This window comes from Methylobacterium sp. BE186 (assembly GCF_031457035.1).
Classification (GTDB): Bacteria; Pseudomonadota; Alphaproteobacteria; order Rhizobiales; family Beijerinckiaceae; genus Methylobacterium; species Methylobacterium segetis.
The window spans coordinates 15,632-27,459 of the sequence record NZ_JAVDVV010000008.1 but is presented as its reverse complement, the minus strand read 5'-3'; the positions used below and the strand labels follow the sequence as shown (position 1 = coordinate 27,459).

General features: G+C 71.5%; 13 protein-coding genes. 6 read left to right on the top strand and 7 right to left on the bottom strand.

What is annotated here, in order from left to right; translation table 11 throughout:
- The first annotated feature begins 37 nt into the window (after positions 1 to 37).
- Positions 38 to 2,092, top strand: a complete 2,055-nt coding sequence (locus J2X36_RS10845) for a L,D-transpeptidase family protein (protein ID WP_310349592.1) — start codon at positions 38 to 40, stop codon at positions 2,090 to 2,092.
- A gap of 313 nt (positions 2,093 to 2,405) precedes the next feature.
- Positions 2,406 to 3,905, top strand: coding sequence for a DUF882 domain-containing protein (locus J2X36_RS10840; RefSeq protein WP_405029771.1), 1,500 nt, complete (start codon positions 2,406 to 2,408; stop codon positions 3,903 to 3,905).
- A gap of 57 nt (positions 3,906 to 3,962) precedes the next feature.
- Here the strand turns inward: J2X36_RS10840 and J2X36_RS10835 are convergent, their stop codons facing one another.
- The 4 genes from J2X36_RS10835 to J2X36_RS10820 all read right to left on the bottom strand — a co-directional run bounded on the left by J2X36_RS10835 (position 3,963) and on the right by J2X36_RS10820 (position 8,180).
- The gene (locus J2X36_RS10835) at positions 3,963 to 4,217 is read right to left on the bottom strand and encodes a hypothetical protein (RefSeq protein ID WP_132253856.1); all 255 of its coding nucleotides are present in this window, start codon (positions 4,215 to 4,217) and stop codon (positions 3,963 to 3,965) included.
- Positions 4,218 to 4,472: 255 nt separating this feature from the next.
- Positions 4,473 to 7,166: a pyruvate, phosphate dikinase gene (gene ppdK, locus J2X36_RS10830; protein WP_310349589.1), complete on the bottom strand. Its 2,694-nt coding sequence runs from the start codon at positions 7,164 to 7,166 to the stop codon at positions 4,473 to 4,475.
- 183 nt (positions 7,167 to 7,349) lie between these two features.
- A complete protein-coding gene (locus J2X36_RS10825; protein ID WP_132253851.1) occupies positions 7,350 to 7,502 on the bottom strand; it encodes a DUF3096 domain-containing protein in 153 nt (50 codons plus the stop codon).
- 39 nt (positions 7,503 to 7,541) lie between these two features.
- Entirely contained in the window at positions 7,542 to 8,180 is a 639-nt protein-coding gene (locus tag J2X36_RS10820; RefSeq protein ID WP_132253849.1) for a L,D-transpeptidase, read from the bottom strand.
- Positions 8,181 to 8,398: 218 nt separating this feature from the next.
- On the opposite strand from J2X36_RS10820, the gene J2X36_RS10815 reads away from it, so the two are divergent.
- Both J2X36_RS10815 and J2X36_RS10810 read left to right on the top strand, forming a co-directional pair.
- Positions 8,399 to 8,842, top strand: a complete 444-nt coding sequence (locus tag J2X36_RS10815; RefSeq protein ID WP_310349584.1) for a VOC family protein — start codon at positions 8,399 to 8,401, stop codon at positions 8,840 to 8,842.
- Positions 8,843 to 8,950: 108 nt separating this feature from the next.
- Positions 8,951 to 9,199 (top strand): hypothetical protein, encoded by a 249-nt coding sequence (locus tag J2X36_RS10810; RefSeq protein WP_245516545.1) that lies wholly within the window; start codon positions 8,951 to 8,953, stop codon positions 9,197 to 9,199.
- Positions 9,200 to 9,201: 2 nt separating this feature from the next.
- On the opposite strand, the gene J2X36_RS10805 is transcribed toward J2X36_RS10810, so the two are convergent.
- Positions 9,202 to 9,645, bottom strand: a complete 444-nt coding sequence (locus J2X36_RS10805) for a Crp/Fnr family transcriptional regulator (RefSeq protein WP_310349577.1) — start codon at positions 9,643 to 9,645, stop codon at positions 9,202 to 9,204.
- A 208-nt stretch (positions 9,646 to 9,853) separates the two neighbouring features.
- Between J2X36_RS10805 and J2X36_RS10800 the strand changes: the two genes are divergently transcribed.
- Positions 9,854 to 10,561 (top strand): SCO family protein, encoded by a 708-nt coding sequence (locus J2X36_RS10800; RefSeq protein ID WP_310349575.1) that lies wholly within the window; start codon positions 9,854 to 9,856, stop codon positions 10,559 to 10,561.
- A 9-nt stretch (positions 10,562 to 10,570) separates the two neighbouring features.
- Here the strand turns inward: J2X36_RS10800 and J2X36_RS10795 are convergent, their stop codons facing one another.
- Complete coding sequence (locus J2X36_RS10795; protein WP_310349572.1) at positions 10,571 to 10,786, bottom strand: hypothetical protein; 216 nt, start codon at positions 10,784 to 10,786, stop codon at positions 10,571 to 10,573.
- Positions 10,787 to 10,990: 204 nt separating this feature from the next.
- On the opposite strand from J2X36_RS10795, the gene J2X36_RS10790 reads away from it, so the two are divergent.
- The gene (locus J2X36_RS10790) at positions 10,991 to 11,185 is read left to right on the top strand and encodes a general stress protein (protein ID WP_109895673.1); all 195 of its coding nucleotides are present in this window, start codon (positions 10,991 to 10,993) and stop codon (positions 11,183 to 11,185) included.
- A 187-nt stretch (positions 11,186 to 11,372) separates the two neighbouring features.
- Here J2X36_RS10790 and J2X36_RS10785 read toward each other — a convergent pair whose 3' ends face one another.
- Entirely contained in the window at positions 11,373 to 11,774 is a 402-nt protein-coding gene (locus J2X36_RS10785; protein ID WP_132253837.1) for a hypothetical protein, read from the bottom strand.
- Between the last annotated feature and the right edge of the window lie 54 nt (positions 11,775 to 11,828).

Sequence of the window (11,828 nt, the reverse complement as noted above, 5' to 3'; positions counted from 1 at the left end):
GGCTTGGCGGCTCGGCCGCATGTCCCGGAGAGCAGCCATGAGCCTGTCGCGCTCTGCCACCCTCGCCCTGGCCGTCCTGGCGGCTGCGGCGCCGCAGCTCCGGCCGGCTTCCGCCGAGATCCAGCCGGAGGCCGCGCACCCGGTGGAGGCGGCGCCCGCCGCGGCCGCGCCCACCCTCGAGGCGGCGCCCACCCTTGAGTCGGTGCCCACCCGTGAGGCGGCGCCGACGCCGGACCCGGTCCGCACCGACGCGCTCGCCGAGAGGCCGGATCCCGCCGAGCCGAAGGCCGAGGCGACGACCGCCGGGCCGAAGGAGGTGGGCGAGTCCGCCCCGCAGCCCGAGCCCGCCAAGCCCGAAGGAACCGCCGAGGCCCCGGCGCCGGCCGCCCCCCCTCCCCCGGCCGATCCGCAGGCCGCGGCTGTCGCCGCACGCCTCGCCGACCCCGCGCCCCTGCTCGGGCGCCTGACCGCGAAGGAGCGCGAGGCGATCCAGGCCTTCTACGCGCTCGGCGCCTTCAAGCCGGTCTGGATCGCGGAGCGCGCCTTCACGCCCGCTGCCAAGGCCGCCGCCGCGCGTCTCGCTCTCGCGGGCGAGGATGGGCTCGATCCCGCCGCCTATCCCGTGCCCGTGCTCGGCGTGATGACCCGCCCCGAGACCGAGGCCGAGATCGCGGAGGCCGACCTCAAGCTCTCGGCGGCGATCGCCCTCTATGCCCGCGACGCGCGGGGCGGGCGCGTGAACCCGACCTCGCTGTCGCGCCTGATCACCCCGACCCTCGATCTGCCCGCGGCGGACGCGGTGCTCGGCCCGATCGCGAGCGGCGGAGAGGCGGCGGGCGACCTGCTGCAGCGCTACAATCCCCAGGGGGCCGGCTACCGCGCCCTGAAGGCGCGGCTCGCCGCGATCCGCGAGCGCGCGCCCGCCGGCACGCCGGCGGCGCTGCCGCCGGGGCCCGTCCTGAAGCTCGGCATGCGCGACGCGCGCGTGCCCCTCATCCGCGCCCGATTCGGCCTCGCCTCGCGAAGGAGCGGAACCCTCGACGCTGCGCCGGGGGAGCCGGAGGATTACGATTTGGGCGTCGCCGCGGCGGTGGCGGCCTTCCAGAAGCGTCGCGGCCTGCCCGCCAGCGGCGACCTCACGCCCCAGACGGTGGCGGCCCTCGGCGCACCCGACGCCAAGCCGGTCCGGGCGGAGGGCGAGGCCGAGATCCTCGTCAACATGGAGCGCTGGCGCTGGCTGCCGGCCCTCGGGCGCGACTACGTGATGGTCAACATCCCCGAGTTCCGCCTGCGGGTGTTCCGCGACGGCGTCCTCAGGGACGAGACCCGGGTGATCGTCGGCAAGACGGAATCGCCCACGCCGATCTTCTCCGGGATGATGGAATACGCGGTCGTCAACCCGTCCTGGAACGTGCCGCCCTCGATCCTGAAGAACGAGTTCCTGCCGGGCCTCGCCCGCGACCCGAACTACGCGGCGCGGCGCGGCTACGAAGTCGTGCGCCGCGGCAACACGATCTCGGTGCGCCAGCCGCCGGGGGAGCGCAACGCCCTCGGATTCATCAAGTTCCTGTTCCCGAACAACCACGCGGTCTACCTGCACGACACGCCGAACCGCTCGCTGTTCTCGGCCTCCTTCCGGGCGATGAGCCACGGCTGCGTGCGCGTCGACGATCCCTTCCGCTTCGCCGATTCGGTCCTGCCCGCGGCTTGGACGAGCGAGCGTCTGACGAAGCTCATCGGCAAGGGCGAGCGCACCATCCGGCTGGCCGAGAAGCTGCCCGTCCACCTCGCCTATTTCACGGCCTACATCGACGATGCCGGCCAGTTCCGGATCCTGCCCGACCTCTACGGCGTCGACGCCCGCCTGCGCGCGGCCCTTGGCCTGCCGGGCGGGGCAGCCCTCGTCGCCCGGGCTCCGGCGGAGCCGAAGCGGCGCGCCGCCGAGATGCCGAAGCTGAAGCCGCAGCATGCGGTCGAGCACGCCCCCCGGGCTCCCCGGCGGACCGCCCGATCCGCGCAGGCGCCGGCCGATTTCGGCGAGCCGGGCCTCTGGACGCCCCGCTCGGCGCCCGTCTCGCGCGGGTGGTGGTGATCCGGGGCCGCGATCGCGGCGGAGGGACGCCGGAACGCGACCGGCATCCGGGTTCCGGCGCCGACCGGGCCCGCGTCTGCGCCTGAACTCGGTACGCCCCGGGACGAAACGCCCGCGGATCCACAAGGTCCGCGTGCGCCAGCGCTCTTGTCGGCCCTTTTTCGCCACGGTTGCACCTTAGCGGTTAAGACCCGACGGTGTTCAGCCTGCGGACCCGATAACCCGGCCTTTACGGTTTTCGGCAACCCTGCGTTCACCATGACGTCCGCGCCCGGCGCGGCATCTGGCAAGGGGTGAGGACATCGTGCGTAGGCTGCTGAGAGCCGGGCCCAAACCGGCCCCGAACCCCCGTCACGCCGCCCGCCGCCCCCACAGCACGACACCCCTCCGACGCGCGGCGCTGGCCGTCTCGGCGCTGACCCTTACCCTCCTCGGTGGGACCAGCGGCACGCAGGACGCCGTCGCCAACGGCGACACGCGCTCGCTCACGATCTTCCACACCCACACCAAGGAAAGCGCCACCATCACGTTCCGTCGGGACGGGCGCTACGACCGGGCCGGCCTCGACCAGCTCAACTGGCTCCTGCGCGACTGGCGGGTCGACGAGAAGACCAAGATGGATCCCCGCCTGTTCGACACCGTGTGGGAAGCCTACCGGCAGCTCGGCTCCTCGGAGGCGATCCATATCGTCTCGGCCTACCGCTCGCCCGGGACCAACGCGATGCTGCGCCGCCGCTCCCGCGCGGTCGCCGAGTTCAGCCAGCACATGCTGGGCAAGGCGATGGACTTCTACCTGCCCGACGTCTCGATCGATCAGATCCGAGGGATCGGCATGCGCATGCAGCGGGGCGGCGTCGGCTGGTATCCCCGGGCGGGCTCGCCCTTCGTGCATCTTGACGTCGGCTCCGTGCGCTCCTGGCCGCGGATGACGCACGACCAGCTCGCCCGCCTGTTCCCGGACGGCAAGACCGTGCATCTCCCCTCCGACAACCGGCCGCTGGCCCGCTACGAGGAAGCCCGCGCCGAGATCCTGGCGCGCGGCGGCACGGTGCTCGGCGTCACCGCCGTGGCGCAGGCCGAGGAGGACGAGGGGCCGAGCATCAAGAGCTTCTTCGCCGGCCTGTTCGGCGGCGGCGGAGAGCCCGCCCCAGGCCCTGCGGCCCCCGCTCCGTCGCGGCGGGCAAAGCCCGTCGTCGCCGTCGCGAGCGCCGATCCGGAGGACATGACGGGCACCCGGGCCGCCCTCGCCTACGCCGCGCCGAATGCCAGCGAGGCGCTGCGCGGCTCGCTGCTCCAGCGCAACGGGCGGGACGCGCAGAGCCTGCTCACTGCCGAGGCACCGGCGAAGCCCGCGCCGGAGGCGGACGCCGCCGTCGCGCTCGCCGCGCCCCTGCCGCCGCGCCGCCCGGCCGAGTTTGCCGCAATAGCGGAGGCGCTGTCGATGCCCCTGCCGCCGCCCCGCCCGGTCCAGCTCGCCGGCCTCGGCGTGGTCGGCATGGCGCAGGCCGCGCCGGCCGAGGCTCCCGCACCGGCGCGCAAGGCCAGCCTGGTGCCGGCGGATGCGGACGAGAAGACCCAGCTGCGTGCCCTGTTCGAAGCAGTGTCCGCGACGGGCGGCCCCGCCTCCGCACCGCGCTCCGCGCCCGTGCACGTGGCGCTCGCGCGGCCCGTGCCGAACGCCGCCCCGCCCGTCCTCGTGGCCGAACCCGCGAGCCTCGTGGCGACGCGCTTCACCCGCAACGGGCAGGCCGAGGATCTCGCCACCGGCCGCTTCTCGGGTTCCGCGATGCGGGCCGTGCCCGGCCAGCGCTAGCCCGCGCCGGGAGGCCGGCCTGCGGGCCGTGTCAGGGCCGGGGAGCGTCCGGCCGGATCAGAGCGGCTTGCGGCCGTGGTTCGCGGCGAGCGCCGTGACGAGCGTCTCGAGATAGCCGCTGCCCGTCGCGTTCGCGATGCGCTCGGCGTCGCTGCCGCATTGCGTCGCCACCGCGAACACGACGAGGCCCGCGGCGGCCGTGCCGCCGAGGGCGGCGAGCACCCACAGATACGCCTTCTCGACCGCCCGATGGATCGGGACGGTGCCGGAATTTTCGCCAATATAGAGGGGGGTCGGGCTCGGGTCGTTCATGGCCGTCGTTCCCGCGGGAGGCTTCGCCCGGGCGGACCGGGCGACGCTCGCGCGTCGCAGTCCGTCGCAAGCACCTAACGTGCCGATGCGCCCTCGGTTCGCTGTCGGACGGGAATTTTTCGATCGGTTTTTCGCACTGCCCGGCGCAGGGCGAGAAACCAGGCGCCGGGATCTCAGAAAGGGGTTAAGGAATCAACCGCAAGCCGTTTGTGGAGCACGGGTTTTCCCCGCATTCCACGAGGGCAAAGGCGGTCCTTATCCCTCGCCGCCGGAGCGGGCGTCGAGGGCGGCCTGCGCCGCGGCGAGCCGGGCGATCGGCACGCGGTAGGGCGAGCAGGACACGTAGTCGAGCCCCACCTCCTGGCAGAAGCCGATCGAGGCCGGGTCGCCGCCGTGCTCGCCGCAGATGCCGAGCTTCAGGTTCGCCCGCACCGAGCGGCCGCGCTCGGCGCCGATCCGCACCAGTTCGCCAACGCCCTCCTGGTCGATCGTCACGAAGGGATCGGCGGCGAGTATGCCCTTCTGCGTGTAGGCGCCGAGGAAGGTGCCGGCATCGTCGCGGGAGATGCCGAGCGCGGTCTGGGTGAGGTCGTTCGTGCCGAAGGAGAAGAACTCCGCGGTCTCCGCGATCTCGTTGGCGCGGAGTGCGGCCCGGGGCAGTTCGATCATCGTGCCCACTTGGTAATCGACGGTGGCGCCGGTTTCCTCAGAGACGGCCTTCGCCATGGCGTCGATGCGAGCCTTGACGATGTCGAACTCGGCCTTGGTGAAGACGAGGGGGACCATCACCTCGGGGGTGACGGGCGCGCCGGTATCCTTGGCGGCCTGCACCGCGGCCTCGAAGATGGCGCGGGCCTGCATCTCCGCGATCTCCGGGAAGGCGATGGCGAGACGGCAGCCGCGGAATCCCAGCATCGGGTTGAACTCGGAGAGTTCGCGCATCCGGTGGCGAAGCTTGTCCTCCGGCACGCCGATGCCGGCCGCGACCTCGGCCACTTCGGCGTCGGTGTGCGGCAGGAACTCGTGCAGCGGCGGGTCCAGCAGGCGGATCGTGACGGGCAGGCCCGACATGATCGTGAACAACTCCAGGAAGTCCTGGCGCTGATACGGCAGGATCTTGGCGAGGGCCTGCCGGCGCCCGTCCAAGTCGTCCGAGAGGATCATCTCCCGCACGGCGACGATGCGGTCGCCCTCGAAGAACATGTGCTCGGTGCGGCAGAGACCGATGCCCTCGGCGCCGAAGTTCCGGGCGGTGCGGGCGTCGGTCGGCGTGTCGGCGTTGGCGCGCACCTTCATGGTGCGGACCGCGTCGGCCCATTCCATCAGGGTGGCGAAGTCGCCGGAGAGTTCCGGCTCCAGCATCTTCACCTCGCCCTGGAGCACCTGCCCCGTCGAGCCGTCGATGGTGATGCGGTCGCCCGCCTTCAGCGTGACGCCGCCCACCGTCAGCGTGCCGGCCTTGTAGTCGATGCGGATCGTGCCGACGCCGGAGACGCAGGGCTTGCCCATGCCGCGGGCGACCACCGCCGCGTGGCTCGTCATGCCGCCGCGGGTGGTGAGGATGCCCTCCGCGGCGTGCATGCCGTGGATGTCCTCGGGGCTCGTCTCGATGCGCACGAGGATGCACTTGCGCTCCGCCTTGCGGGCGGCCTCGGCATCCTCGGAGTTGAACACGATCTCGCCGGTCGCCGCGCCCGGCGAGGCCGGCAGACCCGAGGCGATCACCTTGCGCTCGGCCTTCGGGTCGATCGTCGGGTGCAGGAGCTGGTCGAGGGCGCCGGGCTCGACGCGGCCGATCGCCTCCTCGTGGCTGATCAGGCCCTCGCTCGCGAGATCGACCGCGATCTTGAGGGCGGCCTTGGCCGTGCGCTTGCCGTTGCGGGTCTGGAGCATCCAGAGCTTCCCGCTCTCGATGGTGAACTCCATGTCCTGCATGTCGCGGTAATGGTTCTCGAGGATGCCGTAGATCCGCGTCAGCTCCGCGAAGCTCTCCGGCATCGCGCACTCCATCGAGGGCTTGTCGGATTTCGCCTCGATGCGCGCCTTCTCGGTGATGTCCTGCGGCGTGCGGATGCCCGCCACCACGTCCTCGCCCTGCGCGTTGATCAGGAACTCGCCGTAGAGGGCGCGCTCGCCGGTCGACGGGTTGCGGGTGAAGGCGACGCCGGTGGCCGACGTGTCGCCCATGTTGCCGAACACCATCGCCTGCACGTTGACGGCGGTGCCCCAGCTCTCCGGGATGCTGTTCAGCTCGCGATACTTCTTGGCGCGCGGGATCATCCACGAATTGAACACGGCGCCGATCGCGCCCCAGAGCTGGTCCTCGGGCTTCTGCGGGAAGTCCGAGCCGTGCTCGCGCCGCACGATCTCCTTGTAGGTGCCGACGAGGTGCTTCCAATCCTCGGCGCCGAGATCGGTGTCGAGGTTGAGGCCCTTGCCTTCCTTGTAATGCTCGAGCGCCTCCTCGAAGGCGTGGTGCTCCACCCCGAGCACGACGTTCGAGTACATGGTGATGAAGCGGCGGTAGGAATCGTAGGCGAAGCGCGGGTCGCCGGCGCCGCGGGCGAGCGCCTCGACCGTCTCGTCGTTGAGGCCGAGATTCAGCACCGTGTCCATCATGCCCGGCATCGAGGCGCGCGCGCCGGAGCGGACGGAGACGAGGAGCGGGGCTGCCGCGTCGCCGAAGGTCCTGCCCGTCAGCGCGCCGACCTGCGCCAGCGCCGCCTGGACCTGATCCTTCAGCTCGGGCGGGTACTGCTTGCCGTGATCGTAATAATAGGTGCAGACCTCGGTGGTGATGGTGAAGCCGGGAGGCACGGGGAGGCCGAGATTCGACATCTCGGCGAGGTTCGCGCCCTTGCCGCCGAGCAGGTTGCGCATCGCGGACTTACCCTCGGCCTTGCCGTCGCCGAACGAGTAGACCCACTTCGTCGTGCCGTCGGTCGCCATATCGATCCCGTCCACTTCGCAGATTTGTGACAGCCCCGAGCTTGTGGCGGCGGGGTGGACCATCTCCTGCTGCAATGCAAGATGAACGGCACAGCTTCGCACTGCGCAGGGATTGACGCTCCCCGCCTCCTGTCACCGGCCGGTCGAGCCGGCGGCCGCGGCCCGACGCGCGGGCCGCCACCGTCAAGATAGAGCGCGGAAGACGCCGAGGCCAATCAAACCCACGAGGATCAGGTAGGCGGCGACGATGTAGTGGAGGAGCTGCGGGCGCAGCAGGATGAGCGCGCCCGCCGCGATGGCGAGGATGGGCTGCAGCTTCGCGATCGTGATCGTCATGGATCTCGTCCCCGGGTTGCGCGACAGAGCGCCCGCCGCTCAGACCCGGTACTTGCCGTTGCGCTTGACGAGTACCGTCGTGCCGACGGGCACCCGCTCGTAGAGGTCGACGATGTCCTCGTTGAGCATGCGCACGCAGCCCGAGGAGAGCTGCTCGCCGATGCTCCAGGGCTCGTTGGTGCCGTGGATGCGGAACAGGATGTCCCGGTTGCCCTGGTAGAGGTAGAGGGCGCGCGCGCCGAGCGGATTGTCGAGGCCGCCCTTGCGGGTGCGCGGCAGGTCGGGGTTGAGCGAGACCATCGTGGTGGTCGGGCTCCAATCCGGCCAGACGCCCTTGCGGCCGACCCGCGCCTCGCCCTTCCAGGAGAAGCCGAGCTTGCCCACGCCGACTCCGTACTGCACGGCGGTGCCATCTTCCTGCACCAGGGCGAGCTGGCGGTTGTCGATGTCGACCACGATGGTGCCGGGCTTCTCCGGGCCGCCGTAGCGCACGATCTGCCGCCGGTATTTCGGGTCCAGCCGCGACTTGTCGACGAGCGGCACGTCGTAGGGCTTGTCGGGCATCGACCCGATGTACCAGGCCGAATCGTCCTCGGCCGCCATGTTGACGGGCCCGCGGCTGTTGCAGGCTGCGAGCGGCGCGATCAACATCGCGGCGATCAGGATGCGGCGGTTCATGCGCCCCCCATGCTGGTTTCGTCTCGATCCGGCCCTTGCTAACCCCTCCGGCCCGGATCCGATGTGACTTTTGCGCCGCATCGCGTGGCCAATGGCCTTGCCCGCCCGCGGCGCTCACGGTTTCGGGATCGACCGTATGCGAGGGTACCGAACCGCTCGCAGCCCCGCTCCGGCCGCCCTATCTCCCGGTCATCGAGGACAGCGAGACGGGGCGTCCGATGGCCGACACGCAGACCCTGCCGATCGACGCCGGGACCGGTCCCGACGAAGCGCTCCGCCCTGCGATCCACCTCGACCATTGCGTCATCCACGTCTCGGACTGGGACCGTTCGACCGCCTTCTACCGCGACGTCCTCGGTGCCGAGGTGATCCCGGTCGGGCGCGGCTTCGCCTACCGCTTCGGAGGCGTGCAGCTGAACGTCCACGGGCCCGGGCAGATCGGCGAGCCGCGGGCCGAGAAGCCGGTGATGCCGGGCAACAGCGACCTCTGCTTCCGCTGGTCGGGCAGCATCGAGTCGGCGATGGCGCATCTCGCCGCCCAGGGCGTTCCGGTCGAGGTCGGACCCGTCACCCGCAACGGCGCGGCCGGCGAGGGGACGAGCGTCTATTTCCGCGACCCGGACGGCTCCCTGATGGAGTTCATCACCTACACGAGCGTGTGACCTACACGAGCGCGTGAGGGGGCGCATTTCGCGCCCCGCCGGCCATCCTGGCCCGCAACCGTCGCCGTCCCCATATCGTTGTCCGACCAGATGAAATCGGAGACGACGATGATCCGGACGATCCTGGTGGCCGCAGCCACCCTGACCCTTGCCGCGGGCGCCGCCCAGGCGCGCGGCGGCGGTTCCTCGGGCGAGGGCGACGGCTACCTGCGCCAGCAGCTGCAGAACCCGAGCTACATCGAGCCGAGCCCCTACGCCTACCGCAACGGCTACCGCCCGAACGACCGGGGCGCCGAGTACGAGGCCTATCGCCGGGGCTACCCGATCTACGGCGAGTGGGGCTGGAAGTACCGCTGATCTCAGCCCCGGCTCTGAGCCAGAGCCTGGTTGGTCTGCTCCAGGCGCAGGGCGAGTTCCCGCATCACGGCGATGCTGATCTGCGGGAACTGCCCGAGCAGTTCGAGGAAGACGCCGCGGTCGACGCGGAGCGCCGTCGTCGCGGTCTCGGCCGTGACGGTGGCCGAACGCGGCTGGTCGGCGAGGATGCCCATCTCGCCGACGAGGGCGTTCTCGGTAAGGAGCGCCAGCCGGAACGGCCCCTGCGCGCCCTCGATCGACACCGCGGCGCTGCCCTCGAGGATCAGGTAGGCCGCGTCGGCGATGTCACCCTGCGCGAAGAAGCGCTGGCCCGGCTCGAAATGCACGCGCTCGCTCGTGAAGGCGAGGAGCTTCAGGCGTGCCGGCTCCACCTCGCGGAACAGCGGCACCTGCCTGAGGGACAGGACCTCGGCGTCGAGGGTCATGATGCTGCTCCGTGACGCGCCAAGGCCGAACCGTCCGTCTCACGAGATCGAAGAGGGCCCGTATCCATGCGGGTTGCGCGCCCCTTGTCCAGAGGCCCCCGTCGCGGCAGGCCGCGCCCGGCCTCGCTACAGGCGCCTTCGCGCCCTCCTCATCGCCCTCGCCTGCGGCCTGGCTCCGGCTGCCGAGGCGCGCCTCACCCGGGCCGAGATGGCGAGCGTCGCCGTCGCCCCGCCGCCCGGTGCGCGCGTTCCCCCGGAGCTCGTCTTCACGGAGGCGCGCGAAGAGCGCCCGATCGGCCTTGGCGCCGCGCTCGATGGGCGCCCTGCCCTGCTCCTTCCGGTCGACTATACCTGCGGCAACGTCTGCGACCCGATGGTGTCGCTGTCGGCGGCGGCGCTGCGGGCCACCGGCCTGCGGCCCGGCATCGACATATCGCTGATCCTCGTCGGGCTCGATCCGCGGGACGGGCCGCCCGCCGCCCGCACCCTCCTCGACAGGGACGGCGCCGGTGCGGCTCTCGGCGAGGGCGTGCGCGCGCTCGTCGGCGATCAGGCCACGATCGAGCGGCTGACGGGCGCCCTCGGCTACGGCTTCATCCGGGACCCTGGGGCGGACGCGATCGCCCACCCCGCCGCGTCCCTGCTCCTCGCGCCCGACGGGCGCTTGGCGCGGGTCCTCTCGCCGCTGGCGATGAACGGGCGCGACCTCCGCCTCGCAATCGTCGAGGCGGGGGAAGGGCGGGTCGGCACGCTCGCCGACCGGTTCACCCTGCTCTGCTACGGGTTCGATGCGGCGACCGGCCTCTACACGCCGCTGGTCCGCCGCCTTCTGATGGCCGCCGCGCTCGCCACGATCGTCGCCATCGCGGGCGGAATCCTGATCCTCTCCCGGACGAGGCGGCGTCGCGGGGCCTGAAGCCAGGCGTCAGGTCCGGTCCGTCGCGAGGCCCGGATGGGTCGGGGCCGGAGGAGCCCGCTTGGCGCTGGCATTGGGCTGGGGCGAGTCGACCGGCTCCTCGCGGGTCGTCGGCGTGCTGCTGTCTTCGGGGGCGGGCATGGGCGGGAGCGGGTGCTCGTTCGGCCGCGGTGCCGCGGCGGGATCTGCCGAGGCTGCGCCCTTCGCCATCTCGCGATTTGTCATGTCATGCCTTCATCTCTGCGCGGCCGTGACTGACCCAAAATGACCCAGTGCTGCAGGGGGCGAATATTTGGGCCGCGCGGTTCTGCCCGCACAACGCATCGGAAGGTTCGGGGTTGCCGCTCACGGGGCGACGATCGAGCAGAGGAACCATCGGTTACTGGTGAAGGTTGACCCTCGTGTGAGGCAAAGCCTGAGGAGGCGCTGATGGCAACTGGAAATTCGACTTCGAAGCGAGGTTTCGCCTCGATGGACCTCGAACGCCAGCGCGAGATCGCGAGCAAGGGCGGGCGCAGCGTGCCTGCCGAGAAGCGCTCGTTCTCGCAGGACCGGGAACTCGCGTCGTCCGCCGGCCGCAAGGGCGGCCAGTCGACCGGCACGGGCCGCGGGGGCGCGGAGTAGGACTTCCGCGGGGGTGGCGCCCGCCCTCTCGGGCGCGGCCTCACCCTCGCTGCCATCCCGGCGAGCACCAAAACGAAAAACCCCTCGTCACCGGCGAGGGGTTTTTCGTTCCTCTTGATCGGGTGCCGACGGCCTGACCCCCCGCATGAGTCTGAGTTGGCTGCGTCCTGGGGGCGGCCTGCTCGCTTCAGGCGATGCAGCGGCCCGGGACCATCCGCCGCGCCTCCGGGCCCACGAGAGAGCTCAGCGCGCCTTCGCAGCCGTCGCGCATGCGACGGGGGCGGATCGGTGCCTGCTCGCCCATCTCGGTTCCCTGCTGCTGCGAGACGGCGGGGCCGGTCGGGCTCTGGCCCGCGGGGCGGGGCGCCGTCGCGAAGCGGATCGGGCTCAGCGCCGTGGAGACCGGGCGCATGCCCGGCAGGGGCGCGGGCAGGACGATCGCGCTCGACTCCGAGGCGGCGACGGGTTGCGCCTGAGCCGTGGGGACCGTGCTCCACGTGTCGGCCTTGTGCCGCACCATCGGGTGGACGAGCAGGGTCAAGACGACAGCCGGACCACTCACGCCGAGAATGAAGCCGGACCGAAGCATCGTCGGGATCTCCGATGGGAGCTTGACAGGATGTCGGGACAACGCGTGCTGGGG